General features: G+C 69.6%; 18 protein-coding genes and 1 pseudogene. 9 read left to right on the plus strand and 10 right to left on the minus strand.

What is annotated here, in order from left to right; translation table 11 throughout:
• Positions 1-2: 2 nt before the first annotated feature.
• The 5 genes from AC5WRT_RS06520 to AC5WRT_RS06540 form a co-directional block, all read right to left on the minus strand.
• Positions 3-485: an NUDIX domain-containing protein gene (locus AC5WRT_RS06520; protein ID WP_393857979.1), complete on the minus strand. Its 483-nt coding sequence runs from the start codon at positions 483-485 to the stop codon at positions 3-5.
• Between the two features lie 88 nt (positions 486-573).
• Positions 574-1,479 carry a LysR family transcriptional regulator gene (locus AC5WRT_RS06525; protein ID WP_496092161.1) on the minus strand — a complete coding sequence of 302 codons (906 nt, stop codon included), beginning with the start codon at positions 1,477-1,479 and terminating at the stop codon, positions 574-576.
• 216 nt (positions 1,480-1,695) lie between these two features.
• Positions 1,696-2,844: a cystathionine gamma-lyase gene (locus AC5WRT_RS06530; RefSeq protein WP_496092160.1), complete on the minus strand. Its 1,149-nt coding sequence runs from the start codon at positions 2,842-2,844 to the stop codon at positions 1,696-1,698.
• Complete coding sequence (locus AC5WRT_RS06535) at positions 2,841-3,332, minus strand: low molecular weight protein-tyrosine-phosphatase (RefSeq protein WP_496092159.1); 492 nt, start codon at positions 3,330-3,332, stop codon at positions 2,841-2,843. Before AC5WRT_RS06535 ends, AC5WRT_RS06530 begins: the two co-directional genes overlap by 4 nt.
• 7 nt (positions 3,333-3,339) lie before the next feature.
• Positions 3,340-3,717, minus strand: coding sequence for a phage holin family protein (locus tag AC5WRT_RS06540; protein WP_496092158.1), 378 nt, complete (start codon positions 3,715-3,717; stop codon positions 3,340-3,342).
• Positions 3,718-3,776: 59 nt separating this feature from the next.
• Between AC5WRT_RS06540 and AC5WRT_RS06545 the strand changes: the two genes are divergently transcribed.
• The 5 genes from AC5WRT_RS06545 to thiC all read left to right on the plus strand — a co-directional run bounded on the left by AC5WRT_RS06545 (position 3,777) and on the right by thiC (position 8,546).
• Entirely contained in the window at positions 3,777-4,094 is a 318-nt protein-coding gene (locus AC5WRT_RS06545; protein ID WP_496092157.1) for a cupin domain-containing protein, read from the plus strand.
• 160 nt (positions 4,095-4,254) lie between these two features.
• Positions 4,255-4,467, plus strand: a complete 213-nt coding sequence (locus AC5WRT_RS06550; RefSeq protein WP_496092156.1) for a DUF5326 family protein — start codon at positions 4,255-4,257, stop codon at positions 4,465-4,467.
• A 216-nt stretch (positions 4,468-4,683) separates the two neighbouring features.
• Positions 4,684-5,598 (plus strand): IclR family transcriptional regulator, encoded by a 915-nt coding sequence (locus AC5WRT_RS06555; protein ID WP_496092155.1) that lies wholly within the window; start codon positions 4,684-4,686, stop codon positions 5,596-5,598.
• A gap of 100 nt (positions 5,599-5,698) precedes the next feature.
• Positions 5,699-6,136, plus strand: a complete 438-nt coding sequence (locus AC5WRT_RS06560) for an SsgA family sporulation/cell division regulator (RefSeq protein ID WP_360153351.1) — start codon at positions 5,699-5,701, stop codon at positions 6,134-6,136.
• 625 nt (positions 6,137-6,761) lie between these two features.
• The gene (gene thiC / locus AC5WRT_RS06565) at positions 6,762-8,546 is read left to right on the plus strand and encodes a phosphomethylpyrimidine synthase ThiC (RefSeq protein ID WP_496092154.1); all 1,785 of its coding nucleotides are present in this window, start codon (positions 6,762-6,764) and stop codon (positions 8,544-8,546) included.
• 180 nt (positions 8,547-8,726) lie between these two features.
• Here thiC and AC5WRT_RS06570 read toward each other — a convergent pair whose 3' ends face one another.
• The 3 genes from AC5WRT_RS06570 to AC5WRT_RS06580 form a co-directional block, all read right to left on the minus strand.
• Positions 8,727-9,587 carry a hypothetical protein gene (locus AC5WRT_RS06570; RefSeq protein WP_496092153.1) on the minus strand — a complete coding sequence of 287 codons (861 nt, stop codon included), beginning with the start codon at positions 9,585-9,587 and terminating at the stop codon, positions 8,727-8,729.
• A gap of 182 nt (positions 9,588-9,769) precedes the next feature.
• Positions 9,770-10,852: a metallophosphoesterase gene (locus AC5WRT_RS06575; protein WP_496092152.1), complete on the minus strand. Its 1,083-nt coding sequence runs from the start codon at positions 10,850-10,852 to the stop codon at positions 9,770-9,772.
• 281 nt (positions 10,853-11,133) lie between these two features.
• Positions 11,134-12,246: a LacI family DNA-binding transcriptional regulator gene (locus AC5WRT_RS06580; protein ID WP_496092151.1), complete on the minus strand. Its 1,113-nt coding sequence runs from the start codon at positions 12,244-12,246 to the stop codon at positions 11,134-11,136.
• 431 nt (positions 12,247-12,677) lie between these two features.
• On the opposite strand from AC5WRT_RS06580, the gene hisC reads away from it, so the two are divergent.
• Positions 12,678-13,757: a histidinol-phosphate transaminase gene (gene hisC / locus AC5WRT_RS06585; RefSeq protein WP_496100006.1), complete on the plus strand. Its 1,080-nt coding sequence runs from the start codon at positions 12,678-12,680 to the stop codon at positions 13,755-13,757.
• Between the two features lie 19 nt (positions 13,758-13,776).
• On the opposite strand, the pseudogene AC5WRT_RS06590 reads toward hisC, so the two are convergent.
• Positions 13,777-14,098: pseudogene (locus AC5WRT_RS06590) on the minus strand (cyclophilin-like family protein); the annotation flags it as partial.
• Between the two features lie 211 nt (positions 14,099-14,309).
• On the opposite strand from AC5WRT_RS06590, the gene AC5WRT_RS06595 reads away from it, so the two are divergent.
• The 3 genes from AC5WRT_RS06595 to cydD are packed head-to-tail and all read left to right on the plus strand — an operon-like array spanning position 14,310 to position 20,467.
• Positions 14,310-15,818 carry a cytochrome ubiquinol oxidase subunit I gene (locus tag AC5WRT_RS06595; RefSeq protein WP_496092149.1) on the plus strand — a complete coding sequence of 503 codons (1,509 nt, stop codon included), beginning with the start codon at positions 14,310-14,312 and terminating at the stop codon, positions 15,816-15,818.
• Between the two features lie 15 nt (positions 15,819-15,833).
• Entirely contained in the window at positions 15,834-16,853 is a 1,020-nt protein-coding gene (gene cydB, locus AC5WRT_RS06600; protein WP_496092148.1) for a cytochrome d ubiquinol oxidase subunit II, read from the plus strand.
• A gap of 59 nt (positions 16,854-16,912) precedes the next feature.
• Entirely contained in the window at positions 16,913-20,467 is a 3,555-nt protein-coding gene (cydD, locus tag AC5WRT_RS06605; RefSeq protein WP_496100007.1) for a thiol reductant ABC exporter subunit CydD, read from the plus strand.
• A gap of 107 nt (positions 20,468-20,574) precedes the next feature.
• On the opposite strand, the gene AC5WRT_RS06610 is transcribed toward cydD, so the two are convergent.
• Entirely contained in the window at positions 20,575-21,444 is an 870-nt protein-coding gene (locus AC5WRT_RS06610; protein ID WP_496092146.1) for an HAD-IIB family hydrolase, read from the minus strand.
• Positions 21,445-21,577: the final 133 nt, after the last annotated feature.

Genomic DNA, 21,577 nt, shown 5'->3' on the forward strand with positions numbered 1-21,577 from the left:
CGCTAACCGAGGTCGGGGGCGTGCATCGCACGTACTCCTTCGATGTTGCCGTCCAGATAGTGACGCAGGGACAGAGGGACCAGGTGGACCGAGGCGATGCCGACGCGCGTGAAGGGCACACGGACGATCTCGTACTCACCCGCGGGCTCGTCCACTTCGGGGCCATGCCGCCGGGCCGGATCCATGGACTCCAGTCGGCAGACGAAGAAGTGCTGCACCTTCACGCCGGTGGCGCCGCCGTCCTCACCAATGTGCTCGACGGTGTCCACGAAGCACGGCACCACATCGGTGATCTTGGCGCCGAGCTCCTCCGACACCTCCCGATGCAGGGCGTCCACGACGGTCGGGTCCTCGGGCTCGACGCCACCACCGGGAGTGACCCAGTAGGGATCGACGCCGGGCTTGGTGCGTTTGATCAGGATCAGGTCGTCACCGTCGAGGAGAATGGCACGAGCGGTGCGCTTGACCACGGGTCGGACGGTCATGGGAGAAATGTGGCCCGGCTGGTTCCACGTGAAACATCGCCACGGGTCACCATGTGATCGCCGCGTGGGGAGGTCCTCTCGGCAGGTCTCAGGACCAGGCCGTGGCGGCCCGCTGCAACCACTCGTGGGCTCGCGCTATATGGGGCATGGCGAAGGTACCGGTGCGGACCACCAGGAAATACGTGCGCAGCGGCGGTACCGCCGGATCGTGCAGCGCTGCCACCGTGCCGTCTTCCAGGGACGCCGCGCACAGGTACCGGGGCAGCACAGCGAGCCCGGCACCTGCTATCGCGCAGGCGAGTACGGCGCGTAGATCCGGAACGATGACCGTGCCCGAGGCCGCCGGACGGGAGTCGAAGACGGAGGCCCAGTAGCGCGACACGAAGGGTAGCGACTCATGGACCTCGACGACGGGCAGATCCTCCAGTGCGAGAGCCCCCTTCAGACGCAGGGCCTCCGCGCCGATCCGCTCCACCCAGCGAGGGGCGGCGACCAGCACGTGCTCCTCGTCGCAGAGCGGTGTCGCGGTGAGCAGAGCGCCGCGCGGGCGGGCCGTACTGATCGCAAGATCATGATGTCCGGCGGCCAGTCCCTCCAGCGTTTCCTCCGCCGTGCCGAAGGAGGCGCGCAGAGCGAAGGGCTGGCCGTCGTCGCCGGTCAGCTCCGTCAGAGCGGGCAGGGCGCGTTCGGCGGTGAACTCGGGGGGGCCGGCGAGGTGCAGGGTCCGGAGCGAGGACTCGTCGTCCAGGCCGCTCTCGGCTATCTCCACCAGGGCGTCGAGATGGGGCGCGGCCTTGTGCGCGAGTTCGTCGCCAATGGTCGTCGGGGTCACGCCGCGCGACTGGCGGAGGAAGAGGGGCTTGCCCAGCTGCCGTTCCAGCGTGCGGATCTGCGAGGTCACGGCGGGCTGGGAGAGGCCGAGCAGCGCGGCGGCGCGGGTGAAGGAGCCGGCCCGGTGCACAGTGACGAAGGTGCGCAGCAAGGCCAGGTCCATGATGTGCACTCCCCTATCCCTGCCCTCCTCCAGCCCCGGGCAGGCCCCCACTATAAATATGTCGATAGGTCTCTGTCGCTAGCGTGATTGGACACTGACTCACAGTCAACTAGCCTTGTTCGCGCGGTTCTTCGCGCGCAGGAACCGAAGACGGTCCGAGCCACGAGGGGGGAGGCTCGGACCGTCGTGCGCTGTCGCAGGCCGGAAGGCCACGGCTCACTCGGCGGACTCGTCCAGGGCCCGCAGCAGGTCGGCGATCAGGTCCTCCGGGTCCTCGGCGCCGACGGACATACGGATGAAGCCCTCCGGGACCGCGTCCCCACCCCAGCGGCGGCGGCGCTCGGCCGTGGAGCGCACCCCGCCGAAGCTCGTCGCGTCCTCCACCAGCCGCAGCGCCCGCAGAAAACGCTCGGCACGGGCGCGCGTGGGCAGCGTGAAGGAGACCACGCAGCCGTAGCGGCGCATCTGCTGCGAGGCGATCTTGTGCGAGGGGTCGTCGGGCAACCCCGGATGGCGCAGGCCGGACACCTCCGGCCGCTGCTTGAGGGCCTCGGCCACCGCGAGGGCGGTGGCGTTCTGCCGGTCGACGCGCAGTTGGAGCGTGGCGATGGATCGGTGCGCCAGCCAGGCCTCCATGGGCCCGGAGATCGCCCCGACGATCTTGCGCCACCGCCGTACGCCGGCCATCGCCTCGGCGTCGCGTCCGGCGACGTAGCCCAGCAGCACATCACCGTGGCCGGTGAGCTGCTTGGTGCCGCTGGCCACGGAGAAGTCGGCGCCGAGCTCCAGCGGGCGCTGCCCGAGCGGGGTGGCGAGGGTGTTGTCGACGGCCACCAGGGTGCCCTGCGCATGGGCCGCCGCCGTCAGCCTCCGGATGTCGCACACGTCGAGCCCAGGGTTCGACGGGGACTCGATCCAGAGCAGCCGGGCGCCGTCGAGGACGTCCAGCTGGGCGTCGCCCGCGGTGGGAGCGGTGCGCACCTCGACGTCGTACGCCTCCAGCTGGGCGCGGACCAGCGGCAGCACCTGATAGCCGTCGGAGGGCAGCACGACCGCGTCCCCGGCGCGCAGCTGGGAGAACAGCACGGAGGAGATCGCCGCCATGCCGGAGGCGAAGACCAGCGTCTCGACGTCGTTCTGCCCCGGAGCCTCCAGCTCGCCGATGGCCCGTTCCAGCAGCGTCCAGGTCGGGTTCTCGTCCCGGCCGTACAGGTAGGGTCCCGTCGCCTCGCCGGGCAGGTGGAAGTGCGCCGCGAACACCGGTCCGGGCAGGGTCGGCTCGTGCTTGACCGGTTCGGGCAGTCCGGCGCGCACCGCCCGCGTGCCGTCGCCGGTACGGCCCTCGCTCCTGGGAGTGTCGCTCATGCCGCTCTTCCTTCCAGATGCTCGCGTACGGCGGTGAGCAGACCGGTGCTCGCCGCCTCCACCATCCCAAGACACTCCTCGAAGCCGTCCCGGTCTCCGTAGTACGGATCCGGCACCTCGAGGTCGTCACCGGCGGCGAGGTCGTAGGACCGCAGCAGCCGGACCTTGCGCGCGTCCTCCTCGCTGGGCGCGAGGCGCCGCAGGGCCTTGAGATGGCCGGTGTCCAGGGCGATCACGAGGTCGAGCCGGGAGAACCACGACGGCTGGAACTGCCGCGCGACGTGATCCCCGGGGTAGCCGTGCTCCTGGAGGACGGAGACGGTCCGCGGGTCGGCCGGCTCGCCCTCGTGCCAGCCGCCGGTGCCGGCGCTGTCGACCACCACCCGGTCCCCGAGGCCGGCCTCGGCCACGCGCGCGCGGAAGACGATCCCGGCCATCGGGGAGCGGCAGATGTTGCCGGTGCACACAAAACAGACGCGGTAGGTCATGGCTGCCTCAGTCCTCGTCGGGGAGGACGACGTGCAGCGCCCAGGAGACGACGGAGACGATCAGGCCGCCGAGGACCGCCGTCCAGAAGCCCTGCACGTGGAAGCTCAGGTCGAGCTTGCCGCACACCCAGGAGGTCAGCAGCAGCATCAGCGCGTTGACGACCAGGGTGATCAGGCCCAGAGTCAGGATGAACAACGGGAAGGTGAGCACCTTCACGATCGGCTTGACCAGCCAGTTCACCAACCCGAAGATCAGCGCGACGACGATCAGCGTGCCGGCCTTCTTGGCGGTGCTGTCACCCGTGAGAGTGATCTTGTCCAGCAGCCACACGGCGACCGCCAGGGCGCCCGCGTTGGCGATCGTCTTGACTACGAAATTCTTCATGTGTCTGATCGTGGCAGACCCGATCGGAACCGAGCAGTGAGACGAGGGCGACAGCGGCGATGAAGGCATTCCGGCTGGACGAACTGGAGGCGGAGCGCGCCGCCAACGAGGGGGCCTACCTTCAGTTCCTGCGCGAGCGGAACATGTCCGTCGGCCTGTACGCCCTGAACGCGGGGGAGCACGACCCGCAGAAGCCGCACAACCAGGACGAGGTGTACTTCGTCGTCAGCGGCCGGGCGTCGATCACGGTGGGGCTGGAGACGACCGAGGTGGCGCGCGGCAGCGTCCTCTACGTACCGGCTGGTGTCGCCCACAAGTTCCACCACATCAGCGAGGATCTGAGGGTTCTCGTCGTCTTCTCTCCGCCCGAGGCGTGAGCCCGGACCCCGGGGTTCCCTAGGGGACGGGTCAGGGGAGGACAAGGGGCGCGAGGCAACCACGGGGCCCCTGCCGGCCCTAGCATCGAGTGCAGGACATCAAAGCCGTACGTGAAAAGTACGCGCACGCGAACATACGAGAAGGCGAAGGACGAGGGCGATGCGAGAGATCTTCACGGGACTGCCGTGGTGGGTGAAGTGGGTCGCGGTGCCGGTCATCGCCCTGGTCGTGTTCGGCAGCCTGATAGTCACGGTGCTCAGCATCGTGATCGGCCTGTTGTTCAAGGCGCTGGTCTTCGTCGCCCTGGTCGGCGGACTCATCTACGTCGTACGCAAGTTCATGTCGAACTCCTCGTCGCGCGGCGACTGGTGACGGCACCGGGGGTGGTGGTCGGCGACGGCATCACCGGTCCCGGCAAGCTGAACACCGGTTTCCCTCGGGCGAGGGAAGTTTCCCGCGAGGCCGTCCGGGTCCGGCGGAGGACGATTAAAGTCCGGAACCCCGCGGGGTCAGGCCCCGCGGGCGGCGCAGATCCCCTCCGTGCTCTTTCCCCGCACGGGCTGCCCCTCGCGCTCCCGGGAGTGATCCTTGGCCACGGTCGACACCGCACCGGCAGAACCGCACGCACCCCCCACGCCATCGCGCTCCCGCGCACCCCTCACCCCGCGGTCGCCGTCCATCGCGGTCCCCGAACAGCCGCACCCCATGGGCGTCTCCGGGCCGCCGCACCCCTCCGCAACCTCCGGCCCCCCGGCCACCGCGACGCTCATCGGATCGGTCCAGCGTGCGATGCGTCTGTTGGAGACAGTCGCCGCACATACGTACGGGGCCCCCGCCAAACAACTCGCCCGCGAGACCGGCGTCGCCCTCCCGACGACGTACCATCTGCTGCGCACCCTGGTGCACGAGGGCTATCTACGCCGCGAGAGAGGGCTGTTCTTCCTCGGTGAGGCGGCCGAACGGCTGGGCAGCAGCGGGGCACAGCAGAAACGTCGCAGCGCGCTGGCCGACACCCTTGCGTACTGGCGCGATTCCATCGGTGCGCCCGTGTACTACGCGATGTACCGGGACGGCGAGATCGACATCATGTGCGTCTCCGGCTCGCCCGAGGCGCCGGCGGTCGAGGAATGGGCCGACTTCCGCGAGACCGGCCATGCACACGCCATCGGGAAGTGCCTGCTCTCCCAACTGGACGAGGACGCCCGCCGTGACCATCTCGACCGTTATCCCGTGACGTCCCTCACGCCGTACACCGTGCGCGACAACGACGCCCTGTTGCGCCGGCTGGCCAGGATGCCCCGCATGGAGCCGGTGGTGGAGCGCCAGGAGTACGCGCTCGGGACGATCTGCGCGGCGGTCCCGATCACGGTCGGCACCACCGTGGCCACGATGGCGATGTCGCTGCCCTCCCACCAGGCCGATCGACTGCTGCCCGCGGCTCGTCGGCTGCAGACGGAGATCGGACGGCATCTGGGGGCGCTCAGCCTCTCTATCAGTATCTGAAAACTTACTGCTTGTGATCTGCTGTGTACTTTCAGCAAGATTTGACCACGGTCGGAGGGATCGAACCCGGCCAGTCGATGTCCATATGGCGGGGTAGACGATGCGCGAGTCCGTACAGGCAGAAGTCATGATGAGCTTTCTCGTGTCGGAGGAGCTCTCCTTCCGCATTCCGGTGGAGTTGCGCTACGAGACCTGTGATCCCTATGCCGTGCGGCTCACCTTTCATCTGCCCGGCGACGCTCCGGTGACCTGGGCGTTCGGGCGTGAACTGCTGATCGACGGCGTCGGCCGGCCGTGCGGGGAAGGGGATGTGCACATCGCTCCGGCCGATGCAGAGGTGCTGGGAGAGGTGCTGATCCGGCTTCAGGTGGGCGGTGATCAGGCTCTGTTCCGCTCCTCGGCACCGCCGCTCGTGGCCTTCCTCGACCGCACGGACAAGCTCGTGCCGCTCGGCCAGGAGGGCGCTCTGGCCGACTTCGACGCCCATCTGGAAGAAGCCTTGGACCGCATCCTGGCCGAGGAGCAGAGCGCCGGCTGAAGCGTTGCGGCGTGGGTCCGGGGTGCTCCGCCGTGCCGCATGCAACGGTGCAGGAACGCTTCTGCGTGAGGTGTGCGGGCTCGGTCATCGGCTGGCATCCGACGCGGGTCACCACCTCACCCGTACGGCACCCGTACTGACCGACTGGCCGGGTCCGCATCCGCGCCTCACGTCTGCCCATCCGGTGGACGGTGTTCGCCGTCGGCGCATGCCGCCCTCACTGTTTCCGGCGTCGCCCCCGCCCACCCGCGCCGGGACGGGAGGGATCCCGGCCGGGGCCGGGGCGGTCGGCCGCGACGACCAGGGTGCGGGCGCGGTGGTGACCGTGACCGAGGCGAGCAGGCCCATCGGGCCCACCAGCGTGCGCACGATCTCCCTGGTCACCGCCCGATCATTGCAAGAACGCCGGGGGCCCACTGTTCATCGCGCCACAGATGACGCTAGCGTGGAGGCACCTTTGCACACGCGGGAGCTCGGAGCACCGGGCTGAGAGGGCGCTGAACTCCGTACGCGCGATGTTTCACGTGGAACATGCCATGTTCCTCAGGAAACACCGACGGACGGAAACCGCTGCGTCGACCGCCGAACCTGTTACCGGGTAATGCCGGCGTAGGGAGTAGGTCTCATGACCAACAAGGACGCACGCACGTCTGTCTCCGTTCAGGACGAGACGTCCCAGGAGGCCCGGAAGTCCATCGGCTGGCACAAGGCATACGTCGAGGGCTCGCGCCCCGACCTGCGTGTGCCGGTCCGTCAAGTGCACCTCACCAATGGGCAGTCGGTCACGCTGTACGACACATCGGGCCCGTACACCGATCCACTCGTCGACACCGATGTCCGCAGGGGCCTGCCGGCGCTGCGCGAGAACTGGATCGTTGCCCGCGGCGACACCGAAGAGTACGCGGGCCGTCCCCTCCGTCCCGAGGACGACGGGATCAAGCACACCTCGCCGCGCGGCGGGCTCCGCAACCTGGACGCGGTCTTCCCCGGACGGCCTCGCCAGCCCCGCCGGGGCAGGGCTGGCGAGGCGGTGACGCAGCTCGCGTACGCCCGCCGGGGCGAGACCACCCCGGAGATGGAGTACGTGGCCATCCGCGAGAACGTCTCTGCCGAGGTGGTCCGCGAGGAGATTGCGGCAGGCCGGGCGGTGCTGCCCGCCAACGTCAATCACCCGGAGATCGAGCCGATGATCATCGGCAAGCGGTTCCTGGTGAAGGTCAACGCCAACATCGGCAACTCCGCGGTGACGTCCTCCATCGAGGAGGAGGTGGAGAAGATGACCTGGGCCACCCGTTGGGGTGCTGACACGGTCATGGACCTGTCCACCGGCCGCAACATCCACACCACCCGTGAGTGGGTGCTGCGCAACTCCCCCGTCCCCATCGGCACCGTGCCGCTCTACCAGGCCCTGGAGAAGGTCGACGGCAAGGCCGAGGAACTGACCTGGGAGATCTACAAGGACACGGTCATCGAGCAGGCCGAACAGGGCGTCGACTACATGACCGTCCACGCGGGCGTCCGGCTGCCGTACGTACCGCTGACCGCCAACCGCAAGACGGGCATCGTCTCGCGCGGGGGCTCGATCATGGCCGCCTGGTGCCTGGCGCACCACAAGGAATCGTTCCTGTACGAGAACTTCGAGGAGCTCTGCGAGATCCTCGCCGCCTACGACGTCACGTACTCGCTGGGCGACGGCCTCAGGCCGGGTTCGATCGCGGACGCCAACGACGAGGCACAGTTCGCGGAATTGCGAACTCTTGGGGAACTCAACCGGGTCGCCAGGCGTTTCAACGTACAGACCATGATCGAGGGCCCGGGACACGTCCCGATGCACAAGATCAAGGAGAACATCGACCTTCAGCAGGAGATCTGCGATGAAGCTCCGTTCTATACGCTCGGCCCACTGACCACGGACATCGCTCCGGCGTACGACCACATCACCTCCGGCATCGGCGCCGCGATGATCGCCTGGTGGGGCACGGCGATGCTCTGCTACGTCACGCCCAAGGAGCACTTGGGCCTGCCCAACCGTGACGACGTCAAGACGGGCGTCATCACGTACAAGATCGCCGCACACGCGGCCGATCTCGCCAAGGGGCACCCGGGCGCCCAGGAGTGGGACGACGCACTGTCCGACGCCCGCTTCGAGTTCCGGTGGGAGGACCAGTTCAATCTCGCCCTGGACCCGGACACGGCCCGCGAGTTCCACGACGAGACCCTGCCGGCCGAGCCCGCCAAGACGGCCCACTTCTGCTCCATGTGCGGGCCGAAGTTCTGCAGCATGAAGATCTCGCAGGACATCCGCCGCGAACACGGCGGCAGCAAGGCCGAGATCGAGGAGGGCATGGCTCAGAAGTCCAAGGAGTTCGCGGCGAGCGGGAACAGGGTGTATCTGCCGATCGCGGACTGAGCGGGACTGAAGGAACTCGCCGCGCCGGAAGCACGTTGAGGCGTCCGGTGCGGTCGAGGAGCTGCGGGGATGGCGGCCGACCGGGGTGGTGGCACCACACCGGTTGCCGCTCGCCCGCCACCCGGCCGGGCCCCGTACCGTTCAGGGGCGCACCGGGGTTGTCCGGGTGCTGCCACGGGATCACTCGGGCTGGTGCTCAGGGCCGCCGAAGTCCGGGCTCGTGTAGTCGGGGCTGGTGAAGCTCGGCCGGCCGGATGCGGTGCCGTCGTCGGGGCTGCTGAAACCGGGACGGTCGTATCCCAGGCGGGGCATACGGCCGCGCGGGGTCGGCGGGGCCGTGCGGTGCCGGGTGACCGGTCCGGGCTCGGCCAGCGCCTCCGCGAGGAACGGCAGGATGCCGCGCTCCAGCAGCGCGTCCCGCCAGGCCTCTCTGGCGCTGTCCAGTTCCCGGTGCGCCGCGTCCAGCGCCTGAGCCTCGTCCGAGCCGCCGTTGCGCAGGGCGGTGAGGAGCAGTCCGACGGCGGCCACGAGGATCGCGGCCGCGGTCACCGCTCCGAACACCCAGCCGGCGGTGAGCATGGTCCCGGCGAAGGCCTGACCCGGGCTCAGGGTCTTCAGGATGTAGCCGACGAGGAGGAAGATCACCGCGGCGGTCCCGGAAAGGACGGGGGCCAGCACGGCGATGACCGCGACGGCGCCCGCGCCGGTACTCTCGGCCGTCTCGCCGAGGCTGGTGACGAGCCCGGCCGTGGCCGAACTCTGATCGACACCGCCGGGGCCGCCGGCGGCCGAGGGGGCCATCGCCGGCTGCCGCAGTTCCTGGCGGATCTTCACGTAGTGCTGGTATTCGGCCGCGGCGGCGGCCGTTATCAGAGCGGTGGCGTTGAGCGCCATGGTGCGCAGTTGCTCGGGATTGAGCCGCTGTCCGACAGCGGCCAGTTCCGGCCGCTGTGGTGCGGAGCGCAGCGCCTCGTCGAGGAGCCGCTCGAATTCTTGGCGGTCCTCGTTCTGCAGGTGCTGCGGAACGCTGTTCATGTGCATCCCCCGATGCTCCGTAGGGCTTGGGGCTCGCACGCCGGCGAGCCGTCGGGCAGAAACGGAGGGGAGCCTGCTACGGATAAGCCGATGGTAGAGCCGCCACGGCACACGGTGACAGGGGGTTGCCGGAAAATTGCCCCACCGGCCTGTGGATACGCGGACGGGTGCGCCGCTCTGCAGAACGGTCAGACGGCCAGGGGAAGTTGCCGGACCAGTAGCTTTCCGGCCATGGTCACTCCGCCGTCCATCGCGATGGCGAGCCCGTCGGCGTAGACGTGCGGTCCCTCCACGACCGGGCCGGTGCTCTCCTCGCCGTCCTCGGAACCGACCTCGCCGAGCAGGTAGGGAATAGGGCTGTGGCCGTGAACGACCCGGGTGCCGCCGTACGTATCGAGGAGGGAGCGCACGGCGTCGGCGCCTCCCTCGTCGCGGAAGGAGAAGCGCTTGGTGAACTTGCGGAACAGATCCCAGCACTCGTCCGCGTCGTTGCGGGTGAGGGTCTCGCGGACGGTGTCGTTGACCGCCTCGATGGAGTCTCCGTAGTCGAGGTAGGCGGTGGTGTCCGAGTGCACGAGCAGATAGCCGTCGACCTCCTCGACGGCGTCGAGGCGGGCCATCCACTGCAGATGGTGGTCCTGGAGACGGTCCATGTCGGTCTTCTGGCCGCCGTTGAGCAGCCAGGCCGCCTGGAAAGTGGCGGTGCCCGCACCGGAGTTGACGGGGGTGTCGCCGAACCGTTTGGCGCCGAGCAGCAGCAGCTCGTGGTTGCCCATGAGGGCCTTGCAGTAGCCGCCGGCCGCGGCGGCCTCGGCGGACAGTCGCATCACGAGGTCGATGACGCCGATCCCGTCGGGGCCGCGGTCGGTGAAGTCGCCGAGGAACCACAGCCGCGCGGTGCCGGCGCACCACTGGCCGGAGGCGTCGATCAGGCCCTGCTCCTGGAGTGCGGCCACCAGTTCGTCGAGGTACCCGTGGACGTCTCCGACGACGTACAGCGGTCCTGGGCCGGTCGCGGGATGCGGGGCCGGGGCGGCGGGTGCCGTCTCGGGGGTGGCGACCGGGGGTGTCTCCGCCCGGTTGATGACGGGCAGGTCGCGCTGGGTGGGGGTGTAGCCGTCGGGGTACGCCTCGTCGGCTGGCGGTGCGGTGTCGCCCGGGTGGGCGGTGGGGACGTACGGACCGGTCTCGTGGACGTACGCAGGTACCCGGAAGTCGCGCAGCGTCGCCGTCCGCTCCACTTCGGGTCCCTGACCGGCCCCCTGAGTCATCAGACCCCTCCACCATCGCGCCGCATCTGCACCCCTTCGGACTGCCTGGTCGCAGCGGTCCGCGGTGTCGTGGGCCCATCATAGGAATGCGCATCGCGCCGTGTGATGACCCAGGGGTGGTGAATCGGAACAAGACTCCAGTTCACCGCGGCTTTCGCCCCGTTTCGGCAGGTGTTCGGCTGGCTGGGGGCCGACCGGACACGCTTGCCCGCGCGCCGCCGGCCCGCCGAGCCCCCTCCCTCGGTCGGCACGGGCACGGGGCGAGCGCCCCGCTTTCCGCGTCATCTCCCGTCGGGTGTCCGCGGCGGGCTGACCGTCGTGCGCGGCGGACGGCGTTGCGAGGAGGTGCGGACGATCAGCTCCGTCGGTATCACCTGCTCGACGGGCTGGTCCGACTCCACGCCCTCGATGGCGTCGATGAGGAGCTGGACGACCGCGGTGCCGATCCGGCGCGGCTTCAGGGAGAGCGTGCTGATCGGCGGCTCGGTGCTGGCGTACACCATGGACTCGCTGCAGCAGACGAGCAGCAGGTCTTCGGGGACGCGGAGACCGTAGCGGCGGGCGGCGGCCAGCAGGTCGGTGCCGTTGGGGTCGAACAGGCCGTAGACCGCGTCGGGCCGGTCGGGGCGGGCGAGCAGCCGGTCGGCGGCGACGGCGCCCGCGCACGGGTCGTGCGCCGGGTAGGCCTCGTAGACCGGGTCCTGGCCGACCCGCTCGCACCAGTGCAGGTAGGCCGTGGTGGACAGATGGGTGTACGTGTCGGTCGTGGTGCCGGTGAGCAGGCCGATACGGCGGGCACCGGCGTCGGCCAGGTGGTCGAGGATGTCGAGTACGGCGGCCTCGTGATCGTTGTCCACCCAGGCGGTGACCGGCAGGGTGCCGGCCGGGCGGCCGTCGGAGACGACGGGCAGGCCCTGCCGGACCAGTTCGGTCACCACCGGATCGTGGTCGGAGGGGTCGATGACCACGGTGCCGTCGAGCGCGACGTTGGACCACACGTCGTGGCGGGAGGTCGCGGGCAGGATCACCAGGGCGTAGCCACGGGCGAGCGCGGCCGAGGTGGCGGCGCGTGCCATTTCGGCGAAGTACGCGAATTCCGTGAAGGTGAAAGGTTCATCCCCGTACGTCGTCACGGTCAGGCCGATCAGACCCGACTTGCCGGTACGGAGGGTGCGGGCGGCCGCCGAGGGGCGGTATCCCAGCCGGTCGGCGACCTCACGGACATGGCGCCGGGTGGCATCCGGGAGCCGGCCCTTGCCGTTGAGGGCGTCGGAGACGGTCGTGATGGAGACTCCGGCGGCGGCGGCCACGTCCCTGATGCCCGCCCGTCCCGGCCGGCTGCCTCGACGTGAGGTTTCCGCGCGGCTCACCTGGTGCTTCCCTGCTGCTGTCATGGCGAGCCGATAGTAGGGCTCATGCGGTGGGGTAGTGCGGACGCATATGCACGCGTTGACAGGTACGTTTCTGCATGGTCGTAAGGCGTTAAGTTCCTTAGAAACAAAGCCAGTTGAACGATCCTGCGGCAAGACGTGTCGTGGTGGCGCGTATGGACCTGCCAAGTGCCCGATGTTTCGAAGAGGTCTCAACTCACCTGCACGGGGGATGCGCGCCACGGCGTGAGCCACCGGCGCGTAGATATATGTACGGCGCGCCCCCTGAAACGTACGCCTTCGTACGGCGATGCCCCGGGATGGTGCCGGACCGGATCGGGATCGCGTATCGAAGGACCGCGACCTGTACGCACCGGGGCCGAATCCTCATAAGGTGAGGAGTATTGGAAGCCGGCGGCGTCGACGGTCCGCCGGTGGTCGCGAGGAGGACTGCGGTGAGCGAGACGAGCCCCAAGCTGCGCGCCGAGCTGGAGGGTATTCCCACCTACAAGCCGGGCAAGCCGGCCGCGGCCGGCGGGCCGGTCGCCTACAAGCTGTCCTCCAACGAGAACCCCTATCCGCCGCTGCCCGGCGTCATGGAGACCGTCACCGCGGCGGCCTCCCACTTCAACCGCTACCCGGACATGGCGTGCAGCGGGCTGATGGAGGAGCTGTCGGAGCGCTTCGGTGTCCCGGTCTCCCACCTGGCCACCGGCACCGGCTCGGTGGGCGTCGCACAGCAGCTCGTCCAGGCCACCAGCGGTCCCGGCGACGAGGTGATCTACGCGTGGCGGTCCTTCGAGGCGTACCCGATCATCACGCAGATCGGCGGCGCCCGGTCGGTGCAGGTGCCGCTCACGCCCGGCGATGTGCACGACCTGGGCGCCATGGCGGACGCGATCACCGACCGGACGCGCCTGATCTTCGTCTGCAACCCCAATAACCCGACCGGCACGGTGGTGCGGCGGGCCGAACTGGAGCGGTTCCTGGACCGGGTGCCCGGCGATGTGCTGGTGGTGCTGGACGAGGCGTACCGCGAGTTCATCCGCGACCCTGAGGTGCCCGATGGCGTCGAGCTGTACCGGAACCGGCCCAACGTCTGTGTCCTGCGTACGTTCTCCAAGGCCTACGGGCTCGCCGGGCTGCGCGTCGGATTCGCGATCGCCCATGAGCCGGTCGCGGCGGCGCTGCGCAAGACGGCGGTGCCCTTCGGAGTCAGCCAGCTCGCCCAGGAAGCGGCGATCGCCTCGCTGCGGGCCGAGGACGAGCTGCTCGGCCGGGTCGGTTCGCTGGTGTGCGAGCGCACGCGCGTGGTTGAGGCGCTGCGCGCCCAGGGCTGGACGGTGCCCGAGACGCAGGCGAACTTCGTGTGGCTGCGGCTGGGGGAGCGCACGGCCGCGTTCGCCCAGACCTGTGAGCAGCACGGCGTGGTGGTCCGGCCGTTCCCGGGCGAGGGTGTGCGGGTGACGGTCGGCGAGACCGAGGCGAACGACATCTTCCTGAAGGTGGCGGAGGCGTTCCACAAGGAGCTGTGACCCGGCCGGGGCGCTGCTCGTCGATCAGTTCCACGCGGATGGGGTCGCCGTCTCGCACGGTCGCCAGGGCGTGGGCGTCCCCGTCCAGGGTTCCGAGGATGTTGCACGGGCTCGCGAGGCGGCACTCTCCCTCGAACCCTCGAACTCCGTTCGGGGGGACCCCAGCCTCGCGAGATCGGCGTGGGCCCGTAGGGGAGGGCGAGCGCGTCGCCGTCCGTCCAGAAAGCCACGGTGCCCGGCTCCACGACCTGCCGGGCGTCCGTTTCGCGGGAAACAGTGACTCCTGTATCGAAATGGATCTCCTCGCCCCATGTGCAGGCGCTGGAGGTGAGCGGCAGTGCCATGCCGCGTGATTCAACAAGATGTTGAAGTTGCTGCCAAGGTCTTGACGCGGAGACGAAGAGGGGACCCCCCGTTCCTTGCTGAAAATCGGTGCGTCATAATAGCTTGTGAATGTGAACGCGTTCACAAGCGCGTCCCGATTGCCCTGTATGTGCGCGGTAAACGGGGCAAACCGCCGCTGTACCACGGCGTAGTAAGGAGAGTGACGACGTGGACCTGGCTCTGGCGCCGGAGACACTGGCGCGCTGGCAGTTCGGCATCACCACCGTCTACCACTTCCTGTTCGTCCCGCTGACCATCTCCCTGGCCGCCCTCACGGCCGGGCTCCAGACGGCCTGGGTGCGCACGGAGAAGGAGAAGTACCTCAGAGCGACGAAGTTCTGGGGCAAGCTCTTCCTGATCAACATCGCGATGGGCGTGGTCACGGGGATCGTGCAGGAGTTCCAGTTCGGCATGAACTGGTCCGCCTACTCGCGCTTCGTCGGTGACATCTTCGGTGCGCCGCTCGCCTTCGAGGCACTGATCGCGTTCTTCTTCGAGTCGACCTTCATCGGCCTGTGGATCTTCGGCTGGGACAAGCTGCCCAAGAGAATCCACCTGGCCTGCATCTGGATGGTCTCGCTCGGCACGATTCTGTCGGCCTACTTCATCCTCGCGGCCAACTCCTGGATGCAGCATCCGGTCGGCTACAAGATCGACAAGGTGAAGGAGCGGGCGGAACTGACGGACTTCTGGGCTGTGCTGAGCCAGAACACCGCCCTCAGCCAGGCCTTCCACACCCTGTCCGCGGCCTTCCTGACCGGCGGCGCCTTCATGGTGGGCATCGCCGCCTACCACCTGGCCCGCAAGAAGCACATCCGTGAGATGAAGACCTCGCTGCGGTTGGGCCTGGTCACCGTGGTCATCGCCGGACTGCTCACCGCGGTCAGTGGCGACACCCTCGGCAAGGTGATGTTCAAGCAGCAGCCGATGAAGATGGCGGCGGCGGAGGCGCTCTGGGACGGCCAGAAGCCGGCACCTTTCTCGATCTTCGCCTACGGTGATGTGGACAAGGGCCACAACACTGTCGCGATCGAGATACCGGGCCTGCTGTCCTTCCTCGCCGACGACGACTTCACGTCGTACGTCCCCGGCATCAACGACGTCAACAAGGCCGAGCAGCAGAAGTTCGGCCCGGGTGACTATCGGCCCAACATCCCGGTCGCCTTCTGGGGCTTCCGCTGGATGATCGGCTTCGGTATGGCGTCCTTCGCCATCGGACTGGCCGGGCTGTGGCTGACCCGCAGGAAGTTCATGCTGCCGCAGCATCTGCGGGTCGGTGAGGACGAGGTGCCACACCTGGTGCTGTTCAAGAACAAGAGGCTCAGTCCGAAGCTCACGCCCTGGTACTGGCGCATCGCGACCTGGACCCTGGCCTTCCCGCTGATCGCCAACTCCTGGGGCTGGATCTTCACCGAGATGGGGCGGCAGCCATGGGTCGTGTACGGCGTCCTGCGCACACGCGACGCGGTCTCCCCTGGTGTCTCCCAGGGCGAAGTACTTACCTCGGTGATCACCTTCACAGTGCTGTACGCGATTCTCGCCGTGGTCGAGGTCAAGCTGCTCGTGAAGTACATCAAGGCCGGCCCGCCCGAGCTGAGCGAGGACGACCTCAACCCGCCCACCAAGATCGGCGGCGACGCTCGTGACGCCGACAAGCCGATGGCCTTCTCGTACTAGGCCGGGGGAACAGTCATGCAACTTCACGACGTCTGGTTCGTTCTGATCGCCGTCCTGTGGACCGGCTACTTCTTCCTGGAGGGATTCGACTTCGGCGTCGGCATCCTCACCAAGCTGCTGGCCCACAACCGGTCGGAGCGACGGGTGCTGATCAACACGATCGGACCCGTCTGGGACGGCAACGAGGTGTGGCTCCTCACCGCGGGCGGTGCGACCTTCGCCGCGTTCCCCGAGTGGTACGCCACCCTCTTCTCCGGCTTCTACCTGCCGCTGCTGGTCATTCTGGTCTGCCTGATCATCCGGGGCGTCGCCTTCGAGTACCGGGCCAAGCGAACCGAGGAACACTGGCAGCGCAATTGGGAGGCGGCGATCTTCTGGACCTCGCTCATCCCGGCGTTCTTGTGGGGCGTGGCCTTCGGGAACATCGTGCGGGGCGTGAAGATCGACCAGCACTTCGAGTACGTCGGCAACGTCTGGGATCTGCTCAACCCCTATGCCTTGCTCGGCGGTGTGGTGACGCTCACCCTGTTCACCTTCCACGGAGCGGTCTTCACCGCGCTCAAGACCGTGGGGGACATCCGGGTGCGGGCACGACAACTGGCCCTGAGGGTCGGCCTCGTCACGGCTGTCGTGGCGCTCGGCTTCCTGCTGTGGACGCAGGCCGACAGCGGTGACGGCAGCAGCCTGGTGGCCATGGCCGTGGCGGTCGCCGCGCTGGTGGCCGCACTGGTGGCCAACCGACTCGGGCGTGAGGGATGGGCGTTCGCACTGTCCGGCATCACCATCGTGGCCGCCGTGGCGATGCTCTTCCTGTCGCTCTTCCCGAATGTCATGCCGTCCACGCTCAACGGGGACTGGAGCCTGACGGTCACCAACGCCTCGTCGAGCCCGTACACCCTGAAGATCATGACGTGGCTGGCGGCCGTCGCCATGCCTCTCGTTCTGCTCTATCAGGGCTGGACCTACTGGGTCTTCCGCAAGCGGATCGGTACGCAGCACATCGCCCCCGATGCTGCGGCCGGCGCCGCACACTGAGTCCGTCGAGGGTGTGTTTCACGTGAAACACACCCTCTGGGCCGAAGGACACGTTTCACGTGAAACCGATCGATCCGCGTCTGCTGAAGTACGCCCGTGCCACCCGTCTCTTCCTGCTGGCGGTCGTCGGCCTGGGGGCCGTCGGTGCGGGGCTGTTGATCGCCCAGGCGATGCTCATCGCCGAGGTTGTCGTCGGAGCGTTCCAGCACGGGCAGTCCGTCGCCGAACTGCGCACGCCGCTGCTGCTGTTGGCGGCTGTGGCCGTGGGGCGGGCGGTTGTCGCGTGGCTCACCGAACTCGCCGCCCACCGGGCGAGCGCGGCGGTGAAATCCGAACTGCGGGGGCGACTCCTGGACCGGGCGGCAGCGCTCGGTCCAGGGTGGCTGTCCGGACAGCACACGGGCTCGCTGGTGACGCTGGCGACGCGCGGCGTCGACGCCCTCGACGGCTACTTCGCGCGCTATCTGCCCCAGTTGGGCCTGGCGGTGGTCGTGCCGGTGGCGGTGCTGGCGCGGATCGTCACCGAGGACTGGGTGTCGGCCGCGATCATCGTCGGCACCCTGCCCCTCATCCCGCTCTTCATGATGCTGATCGGCTGGGCCACCCAGTCCCGGATGGACCGCCAGTGGCGACTGCTGTCCCGGCTGTCCGGGCACTTCCTCGACGTCGTCGCCGGACTGCCCACGCTGAAGGTGTTCGGCCGGGCCAAGGCGCAGGCCGAGTCCATCCGCCGGATCACCGGTGAGTACCGCCAGGCCACGCTGCGTACCCTGCGGATCGCCTTTCTCTCCTCCTTCGCGCTCGAGTTGCTCGCCACCCTGTCGGTCGCGCTGGTCGCCGTGACCATCGGCATGCGACTGGTGCACGGCGACATGGACCTGTACATCGGTCTGGTGATCCTGGTGCTGGCGCCCGAGGCCTATCTTCCGCTGCGGCAGGTCGGGGCGCAGTACCACGCGGCGGCCGAGGGGCTTGCCGCGGCGGAGGAGATCTTCACCGTGTTGCAGACGCCGGTTCCGGTGTTCGGTACCGGTGGGGTGCCTTCGGGTGCACTGGCCTTCGAGGGGGTCAGCGTTCGCTACCCCGGTCGTTCCGCGGACGCCGTGGCGGAGGCGTCGTTCGCCGTCGAGCCCGGTGAGACGGTCGCTTTGGTGGGGCCGAGCGGAGCGGGCAAGTCCACGCTGCTGAGCGTTCTGCTGGGCTTCGTACGGCCGACGCAGGGCCGGGTGCGGGTCGGGGGAGCCGATCTCGCGGATCTTGATGTGGAGGAGTGGCGGTCGCGGATCGCTTGGGTGCCGCAGCGGCCGCATCTGTATGCCGGGACCGTGGCGGAGAACGTACGGCTGGCCCGGCCCGACGCGGACGACCGTGCCGTGCGGCGGGCGCTGCGGGACGCGGGCGCGCTGGAGTTCGTGGACGCGTTGCCCGAGGGTGCCCACACCGTGCTCGGGGAGGACGGGGCCGGGTTGTCGGCGGGGCAGCGGCAGCGACTGGCTCTTGCGCGGGCCTTTCTCGCCGACCGGCCCGTGCTGCTGCTGGACGAGCCGACGGCTGGGCTGGACGGGCAGACCGAGGCGGAGGTCGTGGCGGCGGTACGGCGGCTCGCGGTGGGTCGAACGGTGCTGCTGGTCGTGCACCGGCCGGCCTTGCTGGAGGTTGCCGACCGGGTCGTGCGGCTGGGCGGCGCGGAACTGCCGGCCGGTCGGCCCGACAGCGCGTGTCCCAGGGGACTCCACCCCCTGGACTCTCTGCCCCGCCCAGCCGACACCCGACCGGGCGGAGTGGAAGGCGAGCCGACGGGACCCCGGCCCACCGGGCCGCAGAGCGGACCGTCCGTCCCCCGACTCGAGGGGCAGGTGCGGTCGCGGCGGGTGCTTGCGCGGGTGCGGCGGCTCGCCGGGCCCCGGCGGGCGCGGTTGGTGCTGGCGTCGCTGCTGGGGAGCCTGGCGCTGGCCGGCGCGGTCGGGTTGATGGCGACCTCGGGGTGGCTGATCTCGCGGGCCTCCCAGCACCCGCCGGTGCTGTATCTGATGGTGGCGGTCACCGCCACGCGGGCCTTCGGGATCGGGCGGGCCGTGTTCCGGTACGCCGAGCGGCTCGTGTCCCACGACGCCGTGCTGCGGATGCTGGCCGACACCCGGGTCGCCGTCTACCGGCGGCTGGAGCGGCTGGCGCCTGCCGGACTGCGGACCGCCCGGCGCGGTGATCTGCTGACCCGGCTGGTCACGGACGTCGACGATCTTCAGGACTACTGGCTGCGCTGGCTGCTGCCCGCGTCGGTCGCCGTCACCGTCTGCGCCGCCTCCGTCGGCTTCACGGCCTGGCTCCTGCCCGAGGCCGGCGCCGCACTCGCGGCGGGGCTCGTGGCGGCCGGCGTCGGCGTACCGCTCGTCACCGCGGCCGCGGCCCGGCGGACCGAACGACGGCTGGCCCCCGCCCGGGGCGCCCTCGCCACCCGGGTCACCGACCTGCTCACCGGCACCGCAGAGCTGACCGTCGCCGGCGCGCTCCCCGCCCGCACGGACGCGGCCCGGGGCGCCGACGGCACCCTCACCCGGATCGCCTCGCGTGCCGCTGCCGTGACTGCGCTCGGCGACGGGCTCACCGCGCTGATCACCGGTCTGACCGTCACGGCCACCGCGCTGTTCGGTGCCCAGGCGGTGGCCACGGGCCGGCTGGCTGGTGTGACGATGGCCGTCGTCGTCCTCACTCCCCTGGCCGCCTTCGAGGCCGTACTGGGGCTGCCGCTCGCCGTGCGCCACCGGCAGCGGGCGCGGCGGAGCGCGGAGCGCGTCTACGAGGTGCTCGACGCTCCCGAGCCCGTGCGTGAGCCCGAGCGGCCCCGGCAGGCGCCCGCCTCGCCGTTCCCGGTGGTGGTCAAGGGGCTGGCCGCACGCTACGAGGGCCAAGAGCGGGAAGCGCTGGCCCAGTTCGACCTCACACTGCGGGAAGGGCGGCGGATCGCGGTCGTGGGGGCGTCCGGTTCCGGCAAGACGACTCTCGCCCAGGTGCTGCTGCGCTTCCTCGACCCGCAGCGCGGCTCGTACACGCTCGCCGGTGTGGACGCGTACGCGCTGGATGGCGACGACGTACGGCGGCTCGTCGGACTGTGCGCGCAGGACGCGCACCTTTTCGACAGTTCGGTCCGCGAGAACCTGCTGCTCGCCAGGAAGGACGCCACCGAGGCCGATCTGCGCCGGGCGCTGGACCGGGCCCGGCTGCTGGACTGGGTGGACGGGCTGCCCGACGGTCTGGACACCCTGGTCGGCGAACATGGTGCGCGGCTGTCGGGTGGTCAGCGGCAGCGGCTGGCGCTGGCGCGTGCCCTGCTGGCCGACTTCCCCGTCCTGGTCCTGGACGAGCCCGCCGAGCATCTGGACCTGCCGACGGCCGACGCGCTGACCGCCGATCTGCTTGCCGCCACGGAGGGGCGTACGACGCTGCTGATCACCCACCGGCTGGCGGGACTCGAGGCGGTGGACGAGGTGATCGTGCTCGACGCGGGCCGGGTGGTGCAGCGGGGCACGTACGTCGAGCTTGTCGCGGTGGACGGGCCGCTGCGGACCCTGGCGCGGCGGGAGGCGGAGGCTGAGGCGCTGGTGGGGGCACGCTGACGGACACCAGGCGGGTGCCGGTCCGGGACGGGACCACCGGCTTCCGGGCGCTCACCGGCAGTCGTGACGCTGCCGTCGCACGAGCAGCGGCCGGACGGGACGGTGCCTCAGAACCGGTCCGCGAGCAGTTGCTCGATCACGACCGCGACCCCGTCCTCGTTGTTGGCGACGGTACGGCCCGACGCGGCGGCGAGGACGTCCGGGTGGGCGTTGCCCATTGCGTACGACTGGCCGGCCCAGGTCAGCATCTCCAGGTCGTTGGGCATGTCGCCGAAGGCCACGACCTCCTCGTGCGAGATGCCGCGCTCGGCACAGCACAGGGCGAGGGTGCTGGCCTTGGAGACGTCGGGCCCGCTCAGTTCCAGCAGGGCGCTGGGGCTGGAGCGGGTGACGTTGGCATGGCCGCCGATCGCGATCCGGGCGAGGGCGAGGAAGGCGTCCGGGTCGAGGGTGTGGTGATAGGCGAGGATCTTGAGGACGGGCTGGTGGGCTTCGGGGCCGTCGGGGGCGAGGAGCCGCTCCGCGGGCAGGAGGTTGTCCGGTATCTCCATGTGCAGCTTGGGATAGTCCGGTTCCTGGTGGAAGCCGTACGTCTGCTCCACCGCGAACACCGTGCCGGGCGCCGCCTCACGCAGCAGCCGTACGGCGTGCAGGGCGTTCTCGCGGGCCAGCTCGCGCACCTTGACGAAGCGGTGGGCGCCGGAGCCGCCGTGCAGGTCGACCACGGCGGCTCCGTTGCCGCAGATCGCCAGGCCATGGCCGTGGACGTGGTCGCTGACGACGTTCATCCAGCGGGCCGGGCGGCCGGTGACGAAGAAGACCTCGATGCCCGCCTCCTCGGCGGCGGCCAATGCGGCGACCGTGCGCGGGGAGACCGACTTGTCGTCGCGCAGCAGCGTGCCGTCGAGGTCGGTGGCGATCAGCCGCGGCCGTACGGCGGCGGACGGGGTCCCGGGCTGTCTGGTCGCTGAGGTCACCCGGCCATTCTCATGCATATGCCAGCTCGCTCGTGCGGAACTGCGCACAGATGAGACACAGATGACGCCCGGCATGCCCACCGGCGGCCGCCTGCCCGGCACCGCGGACCGGCGCGACCAGCACTCGGCGGCG

Source organism: Streptomyces sp. NTD91 (assembly GCF_059510455.1).

Bases quoted from the DNA above. Each gene is read 5' to 3' on its own strand.
- AC5WRT_RS06545 (WP_496092157.1), top strand. From the start codon at position 3,777: ATGAAGGCATTCCGGCTGGACGAACTGGAGGCGGAGCGCGCCGCCAAC.
- AC5WRT_RS06570 (WP_496092153.1), bottom strand. From the start codon at position 9,587: ATGCACATGAACAGCGTTCCGCAGCACCTGCAGAACGAGGACCGCCAA.
- thiC (WP_496092154.1), top strand. From the start codon at position 6,762: ATGACCAACAAGGACGCACGCACGTCTGTCTCCGTTCAGGACGAGACG.
- cydB (WP_496092148.1), top strand. From the start codon at position 15,834: ATGCAACTTCACGACGTCTGGTTCGTTCTGATCGCCGTCCTGTGGACC.
- AC5WRT_RS06530 (WP_496092160.1), bottom strand. From the start codon at position 2,844: ATGAGCGACACTCCCAGGAGCGAGGGCCGTACCGGCGACGGCACGCGG.
- AC5WRT_RS06520 (WP_393857979.1), bottom strand. From the start codon at position 485: ATGACCGTCCGACCCGTGGTCAAGCGCACCGCTCGTGCCATTCTCCTC.
- AC5WRT_RS06540 (WP_496092158.1), bottom strand. From the start codon at position 3,717: ATGAAGAATTTCGTAGTCAAGACGATCGCCAACGCGGGCGCCCTGGCG.
- AC5WRT_RS06560 (WP_360153351.1), top strand. From the start codon at position 5,699: ATGCGCGAGTCCGTACAGGCAGAAGTCATGATGAGCTTTCTCGTGTCG.
- AC5WRT_RS06580 (WP_496092151.1), bottom strand. From the start codon at position 12,246: ATGACAGCAGCAGGGAAGCACCAGGTGAGCCGCGCGGAAACCTCACGT.
- AC5WRT_RS06535 (WP_496092159.1), bottom strand. From the start codon at position 3,332: ATGACCTACCGCGTCTGTTTTGTGTGCACCGGCAACATCTGCCGCTCC.
- AC5WRT_RS06550 (WP_496092156.1), top strand. From the start codon at position 4,255: ATGCGAGAGATCTTCACGGGACTGCCGTGGTGGGTGAAGTGGGTCGCG.
- AC5WRT_RS06575 (WP_496092152.1), bottom strand. From the start codon at position 10,852: ATGACTCAGGGGGCCGGTCAGGGACCCGAAGTGGAGCGGACGGCGACG.
- AC5WRT_RS06525 (WP_496092161.1), bottom strand. From the start codon at position 1,479: ATGGACCTGGCCTTGCTGCGCACCTTCGTCACTGTGCACCGGGCCGGC.